Raw genomic sequence first — 21,145 nt, forward strand, 5'->3', positions numbered from 1 at the left:
TCAATTAGTTTGATGGCTCACCTGATGATCAGTAATGCGTTACCGAGTGTAATACAGCCGAGTGCGATCACAATGCTCAACAGCGTGCCGACAAGATATTTTTCGGCGAAGTCCCGGTCGTTTAGCTGACTGAAACGCGCTAAACTTTTTGCTGCGAGCACAAAGCCAATGGCCCCGAGCTGCCCGTTCAGCCACAGTGTCAGTGTAATAAGCCGTTCCAGCACGCCGATCAGATACCCGCTTTTAATTAACTCGTTGGTATCCTCCTGATTCTGAAAATGAAATAAGATCAGGATCTTTTTGATAAAAATAGCGGCAGGCGACAGGCACAAGATATACAACAAGATGAGCACGGCACCGTTGTATAATTCCGGCCCCGTTAAATCCACCGAAATCCTGCCTAAGACACTTTCTCCGAGTCCGCTTGTTTCTGTAAGATAAAAGCCGCAGGCCAGGATAATCAGGATATGTAAAAACTGGTCGGCAACAAACAGGAAAAAATCTGTTTTTGCCAAGTCCGGCTGTTTGGCTGCATAATATTGAAGCAGACGGGTTCTGGAATAATCGATAGACAGGTGGCTTAGAACGATGATCAGCACTGCAAATATCATGTTATTAACAGGTCCAAACCAGATTAGAGCCAGAATCAGAAGGACGGCATAGATCAGACAATGCCAGAGAAAGTACTTGATCTGGTCACGTTTTTTGGTAGCCATTGCCGTGCTTTGCAGAATGAAGTCTCCAAGCAGATGGGCAATTATCGGCAGCAAAAAATTCATAACTCACCTCTCAAAGGTTCGATGGATCATCAGCAGGGTAACAATATCAATTTCACGAATCTCTGGAATGTTGGCAGATTTGATCACGTTGTCAACATTCTGTCTGGATGTATTGGTAATATTTGATATTTTTCCTGATAATCCTTTTTTATAGACCTCTTTCAGGGTCAATTTATTTTGAAGTGACTCCGAAGCAAAAATGGCGAAAGGTTCAATATGCTCGCTGTTAATCCAGGATACGTCATCGATTGAAGCCGCTTTGATTCGTGTTTTTTGATAATAGCTCTGGCGGTACCTTTCCGAAACAAGACCTGGCAGCCGCTTGAATGCAGGCAGATCCATTGCCTTTTGGTCAAACAGCGGCTGAATGACTTCGGTCAGCAATAAGACGTTGTTTTGATACAGACTCTGTTTCCTGACGAGCAGATCGGATGTTTTGAGCAAGGCATTAATGACCAGATCGTTTTCGTGCTTGGCGTTGAATAATAAGTCATAGCCGCTGCGTTCCGGGATTCTTAAAATTGCCTCCCTGGCCAGATGGTAAGCTGGTCCGTCCTGTTCCGTTGAAGTCCCGTCCGGAATCCGGACATCCCAGTCCCCTACCCCAAATCCGCAGCGAATCGGTAGAGGAGCCAGCAGCATTTTTAAAAGACGAACATAGAGTAATGCGGCTGTCGGTGTTTTGAACAGTCCTTGTACTTCGTCACCTGCGCTGAAGATGACGGCAAATTCCTGCGATCTTTGAAAGATGCTGTTCAGGACATTCAGGCACATCTTCATATATCGTTGAATCTGTTCACGGTCACTTTTGGGAAGCTTTTTCGAGTTTACCAGATCGGCAATCACAGCAGTGTAGAGCATAGAACCACCTCTAGTGTTATTATAACAGCATTAAAATTTAAAGCAATCTGTTTTGATTGCTTTTTGTATTTACAACCTAAATTAGTTGCTTGCTTTCTTTACCTTTAGTATACGACTAGGACCTCTGAAAGAGTCTTTTCTTACGAAATACTCTCCTAGCCCTGTCTTAACACAGCAGATACCAGGATATTTGAATCAACAAATACTCGTAAGGCATTACTTTTTTCCCTTTCCCCGTATGATATATTGTCAAGCCTTTCAATGTATCTTCGATACAAAAAATTTCTAAATTTGAAGAATTTGTATGCGCTTACAAATTCTTCGGTAAATGAAATAATTGGCTTAAACAGGTAAGGAATCTGGACCTGGATTAAATTGATAATTAATATGCTGACGATTATAAAATAAGCTTCTTTTGTTAGATTCAACTTGTGAATTTAGTCAAAAGAAGCTTTAATTTAATATAAAGTGACTAATAGGTTAGAATATCACTGTATAATTCTCATCAATTCCTGGTTTGTTAAGCTGCAAATTCCCGTTGGTATTACCCGTATTTTGCAGCAGCTCCTTAACTACGCCATCGGATACAACATCTGTCTGACCTATGGCAACAACGTTCGGGAGAATTTGGTTTTGCAGCAAGTATTCTTTCGTCTTGTCCACGGCAGTATCATTAACCAGAAAAACAGGAGAATGAGTTTTAGCGGCCAGTGCGGAAGCAGCTAAAGCATCCGGATAATTTGAACCGGTAGCAACATAAACGGTACTTAACTTGAGCTCTTTGGCAAAATTGCTGATTACCGCCATATTGGTATCATAGCGATCATTCCCCTGCAATCGTTTGACATGGGGGAAATTGCCGGCTACCCCGTCGCTGACAACATCATCGCTACCGACAATATAAGCGGCAGTGATGTTTTTATTTTTGATGTAGTCTTTTACGCTTTGAGGACATTTGTACGTCATGGTTAAGAGCACGGGCATGCCTTTTTGGGTTGCGATCGAAGAAATTGAAATAGCATCTGGAAAATTGAGTCCTGTTGCTACGCAAACCTCACCATTGAAATCGAGCTTCTCTGCAATTTTTACGGAAGTATCAAACCGGTCTTCACCTGATATACGCGTACAGCTTAGACCTATAGCTTTAAGCTCTTTTTCAACGTTTTCCGAGATGGCTCCCGTACCACCGATAATTACAGCATTCTTGGCCTCAAGTCTTTGAATTTCCTTTTTTGTACTACTGAGCAAATTCTCTTTGATGTTTAACAAAATCGGGCAATTGTATTTTTGCGATAACGGCGCGGCACAGAGCGCATCAATTTTTTCATAAGAAAATCGTAATTGCACACTTTCTTTTCAGTGCTCACGGTTCAAGAATCTCCCGTAATTTTAGATTTTAGATAAAGAGGGGATAAAACGAGGCCACTGAAAAAGTGGTACCTGAACCTCAAAAGCAAAAGAGCTGGAATTACGAAGAAAGAAGTAATTCCAGCTCTTTTTTGATACAATTAAATAGAGAAAAAACTTCAGCGCAGGTAATCATATGATAAAGAAACAAACAAGCCTGGCCTTAAGTCCCTATATGGGCATATACGATTTGATCATACCCAAAGATAATTTATTGCGACAGATGAACGAATTAGTGGATTTTAATTTTATCTACGACGAGTTGGTTAATGTCTATTGTCAAAATAATGGACGAGGTGCAATAGATCCAGTTCGGATGTTCAAATACCTTTTACTAAAAAGCATTTTCGACATATCAGATGTTGATGTGGTGGAGCGATCAAAATACGATATGTCATTTAAATATTTTCTTGATATGACACCGGAAGAAGAAGTCATTGACCCCAGTTCACTGACCAAGTTCAGAAAGCTACGGCTCAAAGATACAAACCTGCTGGATCTATTGATCCAAAAAACAGTTGGAATCGCTTTGGAAAAAGGTATTATAAAAAGCAAAGCCATCATAGTAGATTCTACCCATACCCAGGCAAGATACAATCAAAAATCACCTCGGGAGCATTTAATAGAATGTTCTAAGAGGCTACGCAAAGCCGTCTATGCCATAGATGATAAGATGAAAGAGCAATTCCCGGCAAAAGTTAATAATGGCTTACTGGAAGATGAACTAGCGTATTGCCAAAAACTAATAACGGTCATTGAAAACGCAGAACACATTTCCGGTTACCCTGCTGTAAGAGAAAAACTAAATATGCTAAAAGAAGTGGTTGAGGATGACCATGAACAATTAGCCTTAATGTCAAAGGATGCCGATGCCAAAATGGGTCATAAAACAGCGGATACAGCCTTTTTCGGATATAAAACTCATCTAGCCATGACGGAAGAACGGATCATAACTGCCGCAGTTGTTACATCAGGAGAAAAACATGACGGGAAACAACTTCAGGCCCTGGTAGAAAAAAGTGAACAAGCAGGAATTGAAGTTACAGATATCATTGGTGATGCAGCCTATTCCGAAAAAGATAACATCGTATATACGAAAGAAAATAACATCAATCTGGTTTCTAAGCTGAGTAAAACAGTGACACATCAACAATCGAACCGAATAAATCCCAATATATTTGAATTTAATAAAGATTGTCAGATGTATGTTTGTCAGGCTGGACATATGAGCTTTAAAAAGACAAGCACCCGGCCTAAAAACATGCTAAAGACGGTACAGGAACGGTAGAATCCTACTTATTCGACGTGGAAAAATGCAAAATCTGCCCCTATAAAGCAGGCTGCTATAAAGACGGGGCAAAAACCAAAACATATTCTGTAACGATAAAACACCACACGCATGAAGAACAGGCCATATTTCAGGATAGCGAATATTTCAAAGAAAAGTCAAAGGAACGTTACAAAATTGAGGCAAAAAACAGCGAGCTAAAACATAGACATGGGTATGGTGTTGCATCTGCTTCAGGCATATTTGGTATGCAGCTACAAGCGGCGACCACAATATTTGCTGTTAATTTAAAAAGAATTATAACTTTAATGGGTTAAAAAGAGGTAAGCGTAAACCATGTAGGCGGATTGTCATAGAATCAGCAGAATGAGAGAATATCCCAAAGAGTCTAAGTGTCACCAAAAGAGTCTAAGGTAGACATTTAGATAGAATGGGAGTGACTCAAATGGAGCAAAGCCTGCAAACCTTAAGCGTAAACCAACGGCTGGCCGAGTGGAGCGAGCGGATCTCATCCTGCCGGAACAGTGGAATAAGCATCAGGCAATGGTGCCTGGAAAACGGGATTGTCGAGAAAACATATTACTATTGGCAACGCCGAGTGTTTAAAGCATTGACCACGCATCAAGAGCCGTACTTTGCCAGAGTTCCCGTTGAACGCCGGAATGACTGTCTGGAAATAGCGGCAACAGTGCGCATCGGAAATGCCGAAGCCGACATTTACCCCAGCGCAGATGCATCAGCCATTGAAGCAATCTGCCGCGCGCTGAAGTCATGCTGAATGATTTCACCGGAGCCGACTGCATCTATATTGCCTGCGGATACACCGATCTTCGATGCGGGATTGACGGTCTATCTGGAATCGTCCAGCAGAAGTTTCGGCTGGATCCGTTTTCGAGCACCCTGTTTCTATTTTGCGGACGCCGATGTGACCGGATAAAAGCTCTGTATTGGGAAGGCAATGGGTTTGTTCTCCTGTACAAACGGCTTGAAAACGGAAGGTTTCAGTGGCCGCGTAGCCCCGCCGAAGCGCAGGCGCTTACCCCACAGCAGTACCGGTGGCTAATGGAAGGTTTAAGCGTAGAACAACCCAAAGCACACCGTCCGGCGTCAGGCCTCTGCATGGTTTAAGAAGGCTCAGAAAGGGTTCGAAAAGAATACTGGAAACCCTTGAAAACACTGGAAAAACTGGCTTTTTCATGGTATAATTTTGTTATGAAAGAGCTACAAAAAAATGAGATAAATAACGCCGAAATGGTCACCATTTCACGTGCGGAATATGAAGCACTTAAGGCACACAACACAGAGTTAAACAAACAGATTGAGTTGCTTCTGCAACAGATACGCCTGGGCCAAAAGAAACGCTTCGGATCTTCCTCCGAAAAAACGCAGGAAGCGGTCATGGAGCAACTGAGCCTTTTGTTTAACGAGGCAGAAGCGTATATTAAAATCGAGTCACCAGAGAAAACAAAAGTTGCTGCCCATACCCGCCAAAAGCGTTCCGGCAGCCTTGAGGAAATCCTGCCGGATAATGTCCCCGTTGAAGTCGTTGAGCATCGTCTTTCTGAGGAAGAACGGCTTTGTGCAGCCTGCGATACTGTCATGCAGGAAATCGGCAAGGAAGTCCGCCGCAGCCTTGTAATTGTTCCGCCACAGGTAAAAATCCGTGAAGACCGGTATTTCAGCTATGCCTGCCTGACCTGCAAAGCAGAGGCCTTGGAAACCCCCGTGTTGAAAACACGGAAAGATAAACCCGTCATCTCCGGAAGCTTTGCCTCCCCGGAAGCGATAGCTCACATCATGACCCAGAAATTCGTCATGTGTTCTCCCCTTTACCGACAGGAACAGGAGCTGAATCGAAGCGGTGTGATGCTATCCCGTCAGACGATGTCCAGCTGGATCTTAAGAGTAGCCGAGGACTGGTTGAAACCAGTGTATGAGGAGATGCACCGACGGCTCTTGCAGCACAGTGTTCTCTTCGCGGATGAGACCACCTTGCAAGTACTCAAAGAACCAGGCAAGAAGGCGCAAGCCAAAAGCTACATGTGGATGTACAGAACCGGCGGGGATACAGAGCACCCGCTCATACTTTATGAATACAAGCCGGATCGAAAAGCTGAAAACCCGAAGAAATTTTTGGAAGGATTCTCCGGATACCTGCATGCGGATGGTTATCAGGCTTATTACACGTTGCCGGAAAACATCACGGTAGTCGGTTGCTGGGCCCATGCTCGGCGTAAATTTGATGAGGCGGTCAATTCCTTGCCAAAATCCGAGCAAAAAGGATCTTCGGCAGTAATTGGGCAAGAGTATTGCAACAAGCTATTCTCGATTGAGGATAAGCTTAAATGTCTTACCCCTGAAGAACGATATACCCAGCGGCTGGAGTTGGAAAAACCGGTTCTGGATGCCTTCCTGACTTGGGCACAAACAAGAAACGCAGCTCCGAAGTCTGCCCTTGGAAAAGCCTTATATTATCTGCAACAGCAGTGGCCTCACTTGATAGAGTATCTGAAGGACGGCCGGCTGGAGCTCTCTAACAACCGAGCAGAACGGAGTATAAAACCTTTTGTCATGAGCCGAAAAAACTTTCTATTCGCAAATACGCCGAATGGTGCCCAGGGCAGTGCAATAATTTATAGCCTAATTGAAACCGCCAAGGAGAATGACCTTGATCCGTACAGGTATCTGGTATATGTCCTGAACACTGCTCCTAACATTGATCAAACACATCCAGACTGGGTGATTCCATTACTCCCGGCAAATGCTCCTGAGCATTGCCGAGTACCGTATGCTAAGAGCAAATGCGACGAATGATTTTTATATGACGCGAGCCTGCTGGTTACGGCGGGCTCTTTTTTACGCCGCTAGAGTTTACGCTTACAAAAAGAGAGTGATAAACTAAGCCATTACATATAAGAATTGAAAAACCAGGAGAATGAGTCAATATATCTCATCTTCTGGTTTTTTGGTTGTGTGGTTTAAGCGAAAAACAAAGTGTTTTTCAGTGGCCTCGATAAAACCCCTCTTTATGTTAGGAAGAACTCACCTGTAATTTGAAACTTATTTGCCTACAGCTGCAGCTTTTGCGGCTGCTTCTTGTTTGGCTAATTCTGCTTGGCCTGCATCGGAGGCTGAATTGAAGACTTCAAATTTTCCTATTACCGTATCGCCATCAGACGCATATAATGGAATCTCTGAATATGCAGGGGCATTTTTCATTTTCTCCATATACGCAACGGCTTCCTGCGGATTCTGAGGTTGATCTTTGTCTAAATCAGCTTTCTTAATATATCCAATTGTTCCATCAGTTCCCTGAGCCTGTATCAAATCCGGAAATTGCACAGATGTGGATGCCATGTTGGTGCCATAGGTTTGTCCATGGGCATTTACTTTGTAGTTAGGAGCAACATTAGAATTATCCGAGTCTGCTATCGCAGATATTGCTCCAAGACTCAAAGAGCCTGCTAAAAGCCCTATAGCTAAAGCTATACCGATAGTAAAAATACCAGATTTTTTTAACATATTTTTCAACCCCCCTTCTTTAATTACTTTGTCTTGGTGAGTAAGCACACGGTTCTTCTAAATAACCACTCCCATTGTACATTCTAAAACTTCCACCGGCATAATATGTGCCTTTGACACTTGTATATGGAGAAGTAGCAGTTAACATTACCTGAGGAGAACTATTGTATGCCCAAGGGCTGTACTTAACACATGTCCCTGCGTCATTATACATATAAGCACTAACCCCCATATAACCTGTTGGCGCACTTCCATTTGTGCAGGACATTATAGCACTGGCAGAAGCAAAACTAGGAGATGTAGTAATTGTGCAATAACCGTTATAGATATACCCTCCATAATTCATACCAAAGTTTGTTACTGGGCTGGATGCTTGACCGGCATACGCCATGGTCGCAACAGAGAGAAATAAACCAAGAAAAAATAGTATGAAAGAAACTCTTAACTTTCTAATCATATTATACTCCTTTCTAATTTATACAGGCAAATTTTTCCTTCCAATACTAATAGACAACATAGATTACTTTTTGCAACACATATTTAGGATTTTTTTACTCCTGAGACTGTCCCTAAAACGGCAACGGCGCCAATTGGCACTTTTCGTATCAATATTATTTTCAACTGGAGCTAACCGACTACCCCCCTTTAAATTTAGACATAAATCAAAAATGCAAAGCAGGCAAGAAAGAATTAAGTTCTAAAATATATTTCCAGACTGGTTGCTAAACCCTTACTATTTTTCTTTTTACTCATTGAATTAGCTAATTCGATGAGTAAAAAGGAGGATACTGTAATGAGTACAAATGTTTATGGAGGCCCAGGAAACAAAGCGTATGCCGTGGTGGGATATCTCGATGCACTCGATCCCTACACTGTCCTATGGGAGGAATACGGATGGAAATTTATTGAATACCCATCGGGATCCAAAAAAAAAGAGAGCGTATCTGCCAGGTTGAGCATCTACCAGGACCTTAGATAATCCTCCGAGTGAGACGTTGAAGTAAGAATATTTCTCAGGGTTTTGACCTGTAACGGTCTGAGTTAGCCTGTATCTCCCATTTGTTGCAAGACATTCTTTAACTTTTGTGGAAATGGCACTCCCATTTTAGCAATATTTTCAAGTATACTGATCCCTTCATTAGACAAATAGAACATAATCAGCATCGTTCTTAGAGTACTTCCTGAACCGATAATGTATTGATTAATAATGTTTCCCAAGGCAATTAGGGCAAATATCAATATTTTTTTACATATACCTTTAAATCCGATATTACTCGATACTTTCTTATCAAAAATCGCCAATAGGACACCAGTTACATAATCAAATGCTACAAATGCGACCAGCGCATAAACCAGGGAATCAAGCTCACCTAGCAACCATCCGAAAACCCCGCCTACAGTGCAATCATAATTTTGAGATAATTTAAAAGCAAATCCACATTAATCCCCCCAATGCCCTTGTTGTCCAAACCATTTTGCTAATTTCTTCAGAGCCCGTTTTTTTGTCTTATTAACTGCTTGTCTGCTGATTTCATTAATAGCTGCGGTTTCTGCTACGGTATAGACCAATAGATAGATCTTTTCGACAACAGATAATTCCGATTCCGTCAGCAGATGATCTATCCCTGTTAATTCCAGTTCAAAATGGGTGTCCAACGTAACCAATGCAGCTTCAGCATAATAAAGTTGCAACTCCGTTTTATGCTTCGGCAAGTACAAGTTCGACCATACTAATGAACATGGGTGTTGGCGAAGCCGTTGTTACCGAAAAAGTAGCAACAGGTTCTTTCCGCAAAGGAATCGCCGGAAAAGTTGGCTCGGGGATAATTGAGGGATATGTAATTGACAATAATATGGCAGTAGTCCGTAACAGTGCCACCAATATTTACGCACGTTATGCATTAACCGCTTGGAGCAGTCCCTCTAAAACCTCAACCGTAGGCGCCGATATCCCCGCGGGAGCAAGGCTTAAAGCTGCAGGCGGTTCTTACGACGTTGACGCACTGCATGCATTTAATAACGGCGCTATGGTTCATATTAGCGGTTATTATAGTGGAAGTACCTTCATTGCAAGGAATTGTTACGTTAACACAAACTGGGCTTCAGGAAGTACTGGCAGTTACTATGTTTACTTTGGTTAAGACATCTAGTAAGTCCAAAAGTGAAAAAGGCGACCTTCGGGTCGTCTTCCTCTTTTATTTAACCATAACAAGCGACATAGTGTTGCAACATTTCCAAAAGTGCAAGTTGACATCAACCCAATGTAACGTAAATGGCGCTTCATTATAATTAGCAGACAATCTATGATTGATCTCTCTTCCGTTACAGACTTTTCTTCTGTCTTCAAATTTCCGAGTTTTTGCCGAGTTTTTGCCGTTTAACAAGTTGCTGAGGAAATATAATCAAGCTGAAGGGAGAAATATTACAGAACGGCTAAACTATTTTCTTGATTTTAGGGCCTTAGAAAAAAGTTACCAAGCAAGTTTACGAATATCCATATTTCTTCTCTTTGCTAATTAATCAGCTGGTTCAAAAAATTTTTAAAAACAAAGGAGAGATATTATGTCAGTAAAAGTAAATACCGCAAGCGCTTCAACTGTATATCATGGACCAAGTTCCAGCATTTATGCCTCTGTGGGCAGTGTTGGCATAGAGCAAGTCGAGGTCTTCGCCGTGGAAAAAAACTGGTTCTATATCGAGTACTACACCGGAGCCACTACCAGGAAAAGAGGCTATGTCCCGTACAACACAATCACGAATCCGGCTACTGTAGCGGCCAGCGTCCCGACCCGGTCTTTAACCGGCTATGCCGATGTTTCAACCCTAAACATTACGGTATGCACAGGTCCGGGAACCTCAACCACTTATCCATTACCCGGGAATGTCTATGCCACGGAAGGTTTCACGCGTTTTAATGAAACCAGTGGGAGCTACACGTATATTGAATACAGTACATCGTCTGGCACCAAACGTGGATACGCCTTGACCAGTCAACTTGCAAGCAGGAACAGGGGGGTGCTTGCGAACGTTTCATCATCTGCTACCATTTATACCGGTCCCCGCAGCAATTACGTAACCGGGGGAGGTGTTTACTCCGGAGAATACGTAGTTATCCTGGAAAAAGACGCTTCTTCCTGGTACTATATTGAATTTAACTCAACTTCCGGTAGAAAACGCGGTTACGTCGATCAAAACTTAATTACGCCATATTCTTCGACCAGCGGACTTGGATCACTGAAAACATTTCAAAATGCAGCTTCCGTCCAACAGAATGTGTATGTTTATGCCGGACCAAATTTAGGTTTTGCCTCTGTTGGCTCTTTATCCGCTGATGAGACTGTCTTTTGGATTGAGGGTGTTACTGCGGAGTCTGCCTATTCTTTTATCGAGTACACAACCTCCTCCGGTCAAAAACGGGGCTATGTGTCGGCCAGCGGTCTTCAGACTCTCACTGGAGCTGTCGTTTCGGTTGCAAACGCAGACACTGTTTATCTTGGACCAAGTGACATAAACTACGCGTCTGTAGGAAGTGTCAGCCAGAATGATCCGGTCCTGGTTCTTGGCAAGGAAAAATCGTGGTTCTATATTCATTACCCCACATCAAGCAATAAGAAAAGAGGCTATGTTCCATACGACTGTTTGAATGATCCCTCTACCGTTGCCGCAGGTGTCTCGGAGAGGACGTTTACGGGTTGTGCCGATGCAACCAACCAGGATCTGACGGTCTATACCGGACCGTCGAACAATTACGCCGCTTCTGGAACTGTCTATTCTGGTGAAGGGGTCACCCGCTTTAATGAAAGTCAAAACGGCTTCACCTATATTGAATTTAGCTCCCCCTCCGGAACGAAAAGAGGTTATGTCGATACAACGCAATTAGCAGGCAGGAACAGAGGCGTTCTGGCTGAAGTCACTTCCACTCCCGGCGCTGTCTATTGCGGCCCGGATACAACCTATTTCTTAAGCGGGGGGCTCTCACTTGAAGAATTCGTCGTCATCCTGGAAAGAGACATTTCTTCTATTTATCCGACACAATGGTATCACATCGAATACAATACTGCATCAGGACGGAAAAGAGGCTATGTCAGTCAAAATTGCCTGACTGCTGCAGGCTCTCTGAATTCTGTTCCGGCATTGCGAACAGGTACCGGGTTAGCAAAAGCTGTCGGGAACCAAACCGTATATACCGGACCAAATACCAATTTTACAACAATCGGCACAATTTTTGATAACGAAAGAGTAAGCATACTAAGCAGCGCCTCGGTAGAATCAGCCTATGCTTACGTCGAGTACAACACAGGTGGTTCGGCAAGCAAGCGCGGCTATGTATCGACAGGAGTCCTTCAGTCGACTTCAGTGACCCTGCCAACTATTTCCGTTGCCAATGTCGTAGAAGGAAGTTATGGTACCAGCGGCAACAATCGTTCCCTTAACTATTACAAAATTGGCAGCGGCAGCAATGTTCTGGCGGCGGTATTCGCAGTTCACGGATTTGAAGATGCCTGGGCGGCTGACGGCGAGGAGCTGGTCAAAATCGCTAAAACGACGATTGAAGAACTTGCTGCGGAAAACCTCTCCGCATGGACAATCTACGTTATTCCCTGCGCCAATCCGGATGGAATTCTGGACGGTTGGACAAATAACGGTCCTGGCCGGGCAACAGTCAACGCAGGTAAGGATATTAACCGTTCCTTTCCGTATACCAATAATAATGACTTTTATCCCTATACTAACAGCCGGAATTTTAACGGCTCATTGGCACTGGGTTCAGTTGAATCGCTTGCCCTTAGCCAAGCCTTGCTGCAATGGCAAAGCGAAGCCCAAACCATGGTTTTATTGGATGTTCACGGCTGGCTCAATGAATCTCTCGGGGATACTACGATCGGGCAATATTTCCAGACTCAGTTCGGCTCAACTTTTAGTCTTAGCACATTATCTAGTTCCGCCAAAGGCTATGTAAGTCTTTGGGGACAAAATAAAGGCATGCGCGCGGCGTTAATTGAGCTTCCCTTCCCCAGCTCATCACAAGATATCATTGACAGGGATTTTGCCGGGAAATTCGTTTCAGCTACGTGCAATATGCTGAACGCTATCGCTTCAAGTGTGGCCGTCACGGGCGTCACGGTATCTCCCAGCCAAGTAACGCTTGCTTACAATCAGACCCAGCAGCTTACTGCGACCGTGTCCCCGTCCGACGCAGCGAATAAGGCAGTAATATGGTCAAGCAACAATACAAATGTGGCAACAGTGAACAGTACTGGCCTAGTAACCGCAGGCGCAGCTTCAGGAACCGCAACGATCACTGTTCGGACTGTAGACGGCAGTTTTGCAGCAAACTCAATGGTGACCGTTGCCTCAGCATCTATTCCTGTTACAGGTGTAAGCATGAGCCCAACATCTGTCACTTTGGATGCGGGAGATACCCAACAGCTAACAGCTACCGTCGTTCCAGCCAATGCGACTAACAAGGCGGTTACTTGGTCGTCTAGTAATACAAGTATTGCAACTGTCAACAGTAATGGTCTGGTAACTGCACAGGCAACTGGATCAGTAACTATTACCGTAACAACAAATAGCGGAGGATTCACAGCAACAACGGCGATAACCGTATCTAATAATGGAGGCGTCCCTGTAGGATACAAAACCTATAAAGTGGGTGCTACGTTACCAAGCGGCGGTCCATTTGCTGGCTGGGCAGTAACTCAAGGATTTAATGACAAAGAAACAAATAACAAAGGACATCTGGGTTACGATATTGCCCTTGGAAGCACTGGCACCCCTGTAAAGCCCATATTCGGCGGAACTGTAGCATTTGTTCGACCTGATAATTCAACTGCGAACGGGAGAATCGTTGTCATCGAGCATAATTTAACTGGAGTCCGGACATTCTATTCCTCTTACTCACATTTAAACTCTACGAGTGTTAGTGCCGGAGACTCTGTGACAACCAGTACGACAATAGGCACTATGGGCGGTTCTGCAAGTGGCAGTAATTCAGGTGTCCCCATTCACGTGCACCTTTGTACCTATACTAAGAGCAGTTATGCTACTGATCCAATGGGCTATTGCAGCGCTACCGATCCAAACACCGGCTATCACCCGTTAAAGTTTGAACAAGCTGCCGGAAGCTACTACAACGACTATTACTATGGCGGGGATACGAGTAAGTTCCCTCGTTGCGGCGGATGTTGTTTTTATGATCCATTTGGGGTCGTCAGCACCGACGGTCAAATCATTGAAGCTTTTCACCCATAAGAAAGAAATAAACAAAGAACTGGCGAGGCAACTCGCCAGTTCTTTGTTTTGTGTCTTAGTGAAGATAACTTAGTCGATCGGGCTTGTAAGTAACATTTTGGACACATGATCTGTAGTATCAAACTCCAATTTAAATATTAGCCCTCCGTCACTGTACCAAATGTTTTTAAGACCGTTTTCGTCATACCAGATATACCCGGCAACTTCAGTATACACTGCCTTTCCATATAAAGTCTGGATTTTACCGTTATCCCCAGTCTTGCTTTCGTTTTTCTCATCAGGAAACTTGGCGATGGCCGACTCCAATGAATCACCCACTTTAATACCCCTTATGAAACTAAAATCTGGGCGAGTGATTTCTATGCTGCAAAAAGAGTAGCTCTTACCTGCACCTTCAGGATAGTAAAAAGACACTACTGTATCCGCGTATTTGCGTTTCATTGTCACATCGATACGTCCACCTGTTTCTGGCACCATTTCCACATCAACCACAGGGCCGAAAAGCGTATCTGCTTTCTCTATCGTTAAGTCCGAAGTAAAACCGATAATCTCTCTCGTAAAAAATGGCAGTTTGTACATTACCTGCTTCGTTTGGTCTGCAGAAACCTTTTTAAAAGATGTTGACAGCTGGGTTTGCTTCTGCTGGTCATAGGGAAGTAATTGGAGGTTATTATAGGTAATCTGCAGGTATCCATTATTGATGACAAGAGTACCCTCTACGTGCTGAAGCTTATTTGAGGATTCTTTCTCCCCTGCGGAATAGGAGGCTTTGCCATCCGAGTCCTTCTGGGCATACGTACTGAATCCTCCTTGTGTAATTTTTCCTTCTTCATCATATTCCACAACAAAAAGATGGAAATCAAACCCGTTTTCCGTTTCATTATAGACTTGGATTTGAGCAATGTTTCTGTCACCGTATGCATACTGCCAGACTCCTGTGAATTTTTCAACAGGTTCAACTGATTCTGCTGGTACCGTTGGTCCAGATTCCTCGGATGACTCCGATATCGCAGGTGAGTTTGACGGTGACATTGTACCAGGAACGGAGTTGGTGGTTGGGGTACAAGCAGCAAAAAGTAGAATTAAAAGCGCTAAGATCATTATTAGTTGGATAAGGGATTGAGATTGTTTTTTCATTCACCTTTCTTCCTCTCTTAGCTTCTTAAGATTACTCACTTAAAATCACTTTTAGTATACTTTGAACAGACTGAACAATGAAACTTGATTACTTATAATGTTCTTTCTTTTTTTTACCAATTATAAAAAAACACCACCAGTAATTCAAGCAAAAGATTTCATAAGCCGGCTTATTATTATATTAGGAAAGCCTTCATATATTGCAGAACTGTAAAAGCTAAAATTCGTTGTAGTCATTCTACAACACTCATTGATCACGTCCCGGCCAGTTTTTTATTTTGCTGTTTTATATTGACTTGTAAATGACATTGCATTCGCATACGTTCAAATCGAAATTTATAGGTCGATAACCCTTTGTGCCTTATCCTTAACTTTTTGATCATGGGTCACGATAATGACAGTTTTCCCTTCGGCATTCAGCGAAAGTAGAATATCCATAATTATTTGAGCGTTTTTGGCGTCCAGCGATCCTGTTGGTTCATCAGCTAAAACGATATCGCATTTTTTAAGAAATAAACGCGCCAACGCTACGCGTTGCTGCTCCCCGCCGGACAATGTATAAACCTTACTGTTCAGCTTACCTTCTAGCCCGACTCTTTCCAGCACGTCTTCAATCGTATAATTGGTTCGGCTGTCCGGCCTGATCAGCTCAAGGTTCTGTTTAACAGTTTTATTCTCTATCAGTGCAAAATTCTGAAACAGAAAACCGACGACAGAACGGAAATACGCTAATTTTTGCTTATTTGTCGTGTACTCCATTCCGTTAATTCTCAAACTTCCGGCGTCAATGGGCTCGATTAATCCAATCATGTTCAACAGGGTGGTCTTTCCCGTTCCGCTGGCACCGGAAAAGCAAACAAATTCCTGTTCCTTGATCAGAAAACTATAATCTTGAAACAGAGTCAAACCATCAAATTTTTTGGTGATACTAATTCCTTCAATCATAATACCCTTCCTTTTAGAATGGCAGGTACATTGGCTTTTTCCACTGTACTTGCCTTCTTAGCAATAAATATTAACTCAACCGCCAGCAAAATGAGCCCTCCCCAGATGAGATCGGCACCTTCGGCAATCCCTAAAAGCCCTCTAAGCAAAAACGCCAGGATGATGCTCACCAGAAAAACGACTAACGTGATAAGTATCAACCTCTTATTTCTGGCAAAGAGTGAGTATCCAAGTACTTTTTTCAGCGCCAGTTCCATTGCGTTGAACTGATACTCCAGTTTGATAATAAAACTGATCAGCGCGATTTCCAGAGCCAGCAAAAAGATTGATAAAATAACGACTAATTTCACATTGCGTAAGATAATCGCCCAATTATGTTCATAGATATCCAGGGCATTGGATTTGACCCTGATTTGATCAGACAGCTGATACTCCGTGATAAACTGATTGAAGTCCCGCTCGGGGATATTGTACATCGTATCATAGGCATAGTACATATCGTTACCTGCCTGATATTCATCAATTTTTTGAAGCGTATTATTGAAAATTATAATCGGGTTCGCCATTGGTCGGCTTACGTACTTGTTCGGCTGATTATGAATGCCCACTAGACTAACATCGCCGTCATATACTTTGGTCTTAACGCTTGAAAGAACATTTTTTCCAAAAAAAACATCGATCATATCTTTCGCGATAAAATATTCCTGAGAATCCTCCGACATACCGGACGGGATCAGTAAATAATAATCATCGTCGGCACTTTGGACCGCCTCCGCCAAGGCATAGCTCACTTTTGAGATTTCTGCAAACGAATTTTGATTTATTAGGATAACAGGGTACGGGCTGCGGAAATTAGCTGTCAAATCATTGTATTGCAAGGAATATTTTTGAAACCGTTTATAGAATTCTTGATTCATCATGCTTTCATCTGAAATTGTTTTGCCTAAGTGATTATTTACCCTGTAATTCAATTGATAGTAACTATAATCCTTATGTTCGGAAAAAAAATCATGCTGCTTATACATTAGATACCCTTGCGCCAGTACGGCGAAATTACTGGATAGAACAATGAGGGTAAGTACGGTGGTTATGAATTTCAGGATATAGTTGGCTGTAAGAAGTCCACCGCCTGAGCGTCTGGCTGCGATATCTTTTTTAAAGTTAACACGCAAAACGGCCGCATTAATCAAGGTATTAGCAATTATGAACACCAGAAAAGCCAGGGCCAATGCTTTAATTTTAAATAGTACATTGGAATTGGATAATAGGCCTAATATGAACGGCAAACTAAGGAAGGCACTGACCAGGATACCGATATCAGCCAAAGCATTTTTGCCGAAAACGGTTCGAACATCCTCCCCAAGGGTTATCCGCACCATGATCTCCTTCTTCAGGCTGATGATTTCATAAATCGTCAGCAGCAGGATCAAGCCAAAAACGATAGACCAAACCGCCAATAGATTCAGCCAAGTCTCTTTATCGGAACTGAACAATTTAGGGAGTCCGCCTCCGTATTTACCTACCAGGCTCGCTTTAAATAAGCGCATGGCTTTCAGTTGGGATTGATCGCCGATGTAATAACAGTCTTTGAACTTTTCCATCGTCTTAATCTTACTGAAATCCGCATATCTAACTTGTGTTTCTCCCATAAAAAGGCTGTTATGCTTTCCTTCAAGAATACCTTTGATTTGTAATGTTTTCAAAGCGTTGGGCGTGCCGAATACCGTGATCTCTTTGGCGTAGGCCGAGATAATCGTACTGTCCACAAAGAAGAAATCGACATCGTACGTCTTTCCTGCATTGAGAAAATCTTGGATGACTTCTTTTTCCCCGATGGCGGCTTCCCGATTCACAAAATCAAATCCCGACTGGTAATAGGATTCTTGAAAGCCGTCCAAGTAAAGAATGAACAATTCCCCATTAAAAATAAAGCCAATCGTGATTAATAAGTATATGACTATCAGTTTTATTTTCTTCATAATACAGAAAACCCTTCTAGATTAATTGTGGCAAATACGGAGCTGAAAAATGCCTCCATATCGTCATATCGTAATCAAACCTTCAAACTCACTTATATTATATCGAAAGTACATGAGCTTTCAATCTGATTGAATTGAAAGCCCCTGTATTATTCAAATACTATGCTTGTTGGTCAATACTCAATACGCCATACTATAATAATTCACTGTGTTTCCGGAATGTTGTACTTCAAGATCCGATGTATCATTTGCCCATACCCAAGTTCCATAATGAGCCCTATTTCCATTTACAATTTTCGAAGCATGTCTTACTATAAGCATACGCAACATAGAAATTTATTTTCCAGTAGTCACTACAGTTGGATCTCTGATATTTTTTTGATTACTTTTTCAGAGTAATACTCCAATCTCCCTCAAGATAATATTGGAAATTTTCAAGTGTAATATCCAGTGTTGTTTGCTCAGCAGGGAAATTAGGCAAACTGATTACTTCATAACGGGGTTCACCGTATTTATCGCTTTGCTCATACCCGGGATCAACAAATGTTGCTTCTCCATCAATCTGTAATGGAATGGCATTGTATTTCTGATCGCATGACCATGTAAAACCTGACAAACCATTCTTTATTGCCTTGTCAAATTTTTTATCAATAACAATCTGCAGTCCAGTTTTGCTGGGGTTTTCTACGGTTTTTTTACTCCCATCTGAACGTCTTACAACAATGGAATTTTCATTTACCATCCGCTGCAAAGCAACAATATTGACGTTGTAAGTGCCAATACTAACCGGCAGATCGACGGGAGTATTATCCCCTTCCGATGGAATTTCCAACTTTAGATCCACCTTTTTATTCTCATTATCAGCAAGAATTATATAGGGAATTACTGCTTCTAAATCATCCTTTAAACGAGCTTCAAAATAAAATGTATTTTGGGGGACATCTTTATCCTGAGAGGATACAGGAAGATATTTTTTGCCTTGTATGTCGACAAGATAGATATTACCGTAAGTTAATATTTTCTTATTATCGTCACTTAATCCTATCAGTTTGACTTCAAGCAAATTATCTTTATACTGTGTTAAAGCCGCCACACGTATACCATTTTCATAAGATACATTGCCGAAATCCTCAAAATGCTCAACCCCCTCGACCTTCGACATAATGACCGGCACTGTTAGTCCTCCGATTAACAAATTAAAACGATCAACAACACGGCCAAATTGAAAGCTTGCAGAGCCGATCCACTCATAATCAGAAGATCCTTTCTCCCCGTCACCCATGGCATTAAATTCAGTAAGCTTACCCTTATTGCCTTTGCTGTCAGTGACCAATTGAGTATCGTTTTGTTTCCATTCTACAGGAATATTACTTCTGATTACAGCTTTGACAACATTGCCGTCAGTGAAACAGGAGAGAATTTCAATTTTTTGTCCATTTTCAGATTGAAAAATAATACTGCTATCGACTAAAGCATAGGTTTCAGCATCATTACTATCCACAATAACTGCATTTAAACCTGGTATATACTTTTTTAGCGGCTCAAAAGCCTCAGAAATATTACTATGAAATAAAAATACGATGCACATTACTACTGTAGCAAAACTTACAGTACAAATGGCAGCTCGTTTATAACCAGACGAGTAAGATTTGGGAGCCTTGCTCTTGCTGGCCTTTGTCTTAATCCTTTCTTTAAGGGAATCTGTAACTACAATGTGATTAAGTTTATCTTCAATGATTTCATTCAGATTGTCGAACTTGTCCATGATAAGACCACCTTTCCATACTTTGTTTCAATTTTTCTCTGGCCCTGCTTAGTCTCACGGCAACTGTAGATTCTTTCATTTTAAGAATTTCAGCAATCTCATTAATCTTAAATTGCTGATAATAATACAGAAAAATAACTTCTTTATGCTTTGGACTTAAGTTCATGATTTGTTCCAGAATTTCGCCGTTGTCTCTTTCCAAGACTAAAATATTGTTATTACAATTCTTCATTAAATGCTCGTCGATTTTGTCAACCGTGATGACTCTTTTAAACCATGAAGTCCGCAGATAATTTTTACATACATTCATGGCGATACTAATGAGCCAAGTTCTTTCACTTGCTTGTCTATTATAAGTCCCATATTTTCTGTATGCTTTGATAAAAGTATCCTGTAGGGCATCCTCTGCCAGGTGAATGTCTTTTAGATATAACCAGCAGAGACGAAGAATGTCATCACCATATTGATCCATCATTTTTTCTAAATCTGGTATATTTACAGGCACCGCTTAACCCCCTTTCACCTATTAGACACATCTTATTGCCAAAACCTTACATTATTATATATTACTTATAGCTTTTTGATTTGAAATTTAACACGTTGCTCAAAGAAGCTTAAGTGTTTGTAATACAAAAACTTATTCATGAATTTCAAGCACACGTTACCAGCATTTAGAAGAAAAATAAAGCTAAAAATTTAGGGTGCCCTGACTGATGTAGCAATTTTTGCAACACTTTTCGCAGAAAAACGTATATCACTATATTTTCCTGATGTTAAATATTCAAGCTGAGAGGTTCACTGTAACACCTACACGGGGCACGAGGTTATCATAAAAACCACGTCAAGCCTAAGCTCTGGCACTACCGCCTGAAGGCGCTCAGCCCTGCGATGCTCCAAGAGTTCACCAACGACATATACCTGCACGGGTATTTCAAGAACATGCTCGTGAACATCATGGGCATGCTGAACGCGGCGCTCGACTACGCCGTCCATCCCTACGATTCATCAAGGACAATCTGTTCTGTTACATGAACAGGCCTCGCTCGCTACCGAAGCCGATCTGCGGCTTGCAGGGGTTGTCACCCCGCTTCACATGGTTAACGTCGGGGTTTCCAAATTGTACCACATCATCATTTAAAATAGGAATTTTCTCACAAGCAGATTCGACCCAAAAAGTCAAATTGCTCAAAAATAAAAATGCTGCCAA

Annotated in this window: 19 protein-coding genes and 1 pseudogene; 7 read left to right on the top strand and 13 right to left on the bottom strand. The window is 42.1% G+C overall.

Annotated features, from left to right (window positions below; translation table 11 throughout):
* Window positions 1–17: 17 nt before the first annotated feature.
* The 3 genes from DEHRE_RS07445 to DEHRE_RS07460 form a co-directional block, all read right to left on the bottom strand.
* Window positions 18–779, bottom strand: coding sequence for a DUF3307 domain-containing protein (locus DEHRE_RS07445; RefSeq protein WP_019226724.1), 762 nt, complete (start codon window positions 777–779; stop codon window positions 18–20).
* A 3-nt stretch (window positions 780–782) separates the two neighbouring features.
* Complete coding sequence (locus DEHRE_RS14110) at window positions 783–1,640, bottom strand: SatD family protein (RefSeq protein ID WP_019226723.1); 858 nt, start codon at window positions 1,638–1,640, stop codon at window positions 783–785.
* A gap of 480 nt (window positions 1,641–2,120) precedes the next feature.
* Window positions 2,121–2,987, bottom strand: a complete 867-nt coding sequence (locus DEHRE_RS07460) for a cell wall-binding repeat-containing protein (RefSeq protein WP_019226721.1) — start codon at window positions 2,985–2,987, stop codon at window positions 2,121–2,123.
* Window positions 2,988–3,183: 196 nt separating this feature from the next.
* Here DEHRE_RS07460 and DEHRE_RS07465 point away from each other — a divergent pair.
* The 4 genes and pseudogenes from DEHRE_RS07465 (at window position 3,184) to tnpC (ending at window position 7,149) form a co-directional block, all read left to right on the top strand.
* Window positions 3,184–4,652, top strand: a pseudogene (locus DEHRE_RS07465) (IS1182 family transposase).
* A gap of 128 nt (window positions 4,653–4,780) precedes the next feature.
* Entirely contained in the window at window positions 4,781–5,113 is a 333-nt protein-coding gene (tnpA, locus tag DEHRE_RS14115) for an IS66 family insertion sequence element accessory protein TnpA (protein ID WP_019226926.1), read from the top strand.
* On the top strand, window positions 5,107–5,463 hold the full coding sequence (gene tnpB, locus DEHRE_RS07475; RefSeq protein ID WP_019226927.1) for an IS66 family insertion sequence element accessory protein TnpB: 357 nt from the start codon (window positions 5,107–5,109) through the stop codon (window positions 5,461–5,463). The genes tnpA and tnpB overlap by 7 nt, the downstream gene beginning before the upstream one ends.
* Window positions 5,464–5,547: 84 nt before the next feature.
* A complete protein-coding gene (gene tnpC / locus DEHRE_RS07480; RefSeq protein ID WP_242836908.1) occupies window positions 5,548–7,149 on the top strand; it encodes an IS66 family transposase in 1,602 nt (533 codons plus the stop codon).
* A 246-nt stretch (window positions 7,150–7,395) separates the two neighbouring features.
* Here the strand turns inward: tnpC and DEHRE_RS07485 are convergent, their stop codons facing one another.
* Both DEHRE_RS07485 and DEHRE_RS07490 read right to left on the bottom strand, forming a co-directional pair.
* The gene (locus DEHRE_RS07485; protein WP_019226119.1) at window positions 7,396–7,857 is read right to left on the bottom strand and encodes a hypothetical protein; all 462 of its coding nucleotides are present in this window, start codon (window positions 7,855–7,857) and stop codon (window positions 7,396–7,398) included.
* 19 nt (window positions 7,858–7,876) lie between these two features.
* Window positions 7,877–8,314 (bottom strand): hypothetical protein, encoded by a 438-nt coding sequence (locus DEHRE_RS07490; protein WP_019226118.1) that lies wholly within the window; start codon window positions 8,312–8,314, stop codon window positions 7,877–7,879.
* A 336-nt stretch (window positions 8,315–8,650) separates the two neighbouring features.
* Here DEHRE_RS07490 and DEHRE_RS07495 point away from each other — a divergent pair, with 336 nt between their 5' ends.
* On the top strand, window positions 8,651–8,836 hold the full coding sequence (locus tag DEHRE_RS07495; RefSeq protein ID WP_019226117.1) for an SH3 domain-containing protein: 186 nt from the start codon (window positions 8,651–8,653) through the stop codon (window positions 8,834–8,836).
* Between the two features lie 62 nt (window positions 8,837–8,898).
* On the opposite strand, the gene DEHRE_RS07500 is transcribed toward DEHRE_RS07495, so the two are convergent.
* Entirely contained in the window at window positions 8,899–9,234 is a 336-nt protein-coding gene (locus tag DEHRE_RS07500; RefSeq protein WP_019226116.1) for a phage holin family protein, read from the bottom strand.
* A gap of 63 nt (window positions 9,235–9,297) precedes the next feature.
* Window positions 9,298–9,522, bottom strand: coding sequence for a sigma factor-like helix-turn-helix DNA-binding protein (locus DEHRE_RS07505; RefSeq protein WP_019226115.1), 225 nt, complete (start codon window positions 9,520–9,522; stop codon window positions 9,298–9,300).
* Between DEHRE_RS07505 and DEHRE_RS07510 the strand changes: the two genes are divergently transcribed.
* On the top strand, window positions 9,522–9,998 hold the full coding sequence (locus DEHRE_RS07510) for a hypothetical protein (protein WP_019226114.1): 477 nt from the start codon (window positions 9,522–9,524) through the stop codon (window positions 9,996–9,998). The genes DEHRE_RS07505 and DEHRE_RS07510 overlap by 1 nt on opposite strands.
* A 421-nt stretch (window positions 9,999–10,419) precedes the next feature.
* Window positions 10,420–14,112, top strand: coding sequence for an Ig-like domain-containing protein (locus DEHRE_RS07515; protein ID WP_020424308.1), 3,693 nt, complete (start codon window positions 10,420–10,422; stop codon window positions 14,110–14,112).
* A 69-nt stretch (window positions 14,113–14,181) separates the two neighbouring features.
* Here the strand turns inward: DEHRE_RS07515 and DEHRE_RS07520 are convergent, their stop codons facing one another.
* The 6 genes from DEHRE_RS07520 to DEHRE_RS14670 all read right to left on the bottom strand — a co-directional run bounded on the left by DEHRE_RS07520 (window position 14,182) and on the right by DEHRE_RS14670 (window position 21,145).
* Window positions 14,182–15,249 carry a hypothetical protein gene (locus tag DEHRE_RS07520; RefSeq protein ID WP_019226113.1) on the bottom strand — a complete coding sequence of 356 codons (1,068 nt, stop codon included), beginning with the start codon at window positions 15,247–15,249 and terminating at the stop codon, window positions 14,182–14,184.
* A gap of 336 nt (window positions 15,250–15,585) precedes the next feature.
* A complete protein-coding gene (locus DEHRE_RS07525) occupies window positions 15,586–16,194 on the bottom strand; it encodes an ATP-binding cassette domain-containing protein (RefSeq protein WP_019226112.1) in 609 nt (202 codons plus the stop codon).
* Window positions 16,191–18,173 carry a DUF1430 domain-containing protein gene (locus DEHRE_RS07530; protein ID WP_019226111.1) on the bottom strand — a complete coding sequence of 661 codons (1,983 nt, stop codon included), beginning with the start codon at window positions 18,171–18,173 and terminating at the stop codon, window positions 16,191–16,193. The genes DEHRE_RS07525 and DEHRE_RS07530 overlap by 4 nt, the downstream gene beginning before the upstream one ends.
* Window positions 18,174–18,555: 382 nt before the next feature.
* Complete coding sequence (locus tag DEHRE_RS07535; protein WP_019226110.1) at window positions 18,556–19,938, bottom strand: hypothetical protein; 1,383 nt, start codon at window positions 19,936–19,938, stop codon at window positions 18,556–18,558.
* Window positions 19,913–20,443, bottom strand: coding sequence for a sigma-70 family RNA polymerase sigma factor (locus DEHRE_RS07540; protein WP_019226109.1), 531 nt, complete (start codon window positions 20,441–20,443; stop codon window positions 19,913–19,915). Before DEHRE_RS07540 ends, DEHRE_RS07535 begins: the two co-directional genes overlap by 26 nt.
* Before the next feature lie 519 nt (window positions 20,444–20,962).
* Window positions 20,963–21,145 (bottom strand): hypothetical protein, encoded by a 183-nt coding sequence (locus tag DEHRE_RS14670; protein WP_144284043.1) that lies wholly within the window; start codon window positions 21,143–21,145, stop codon window positions 20,963–20,965.

This window comes from Dehalobacter restrictus DSM 9455, from assembly GCF_000512895.1.
GTDB lineage: Bacteria > Bacillota > Desulfitobacteriia > Desulfitobacteriales > Syntrophobotulaceae > Dehalobacter > Dehalobacter restrictus.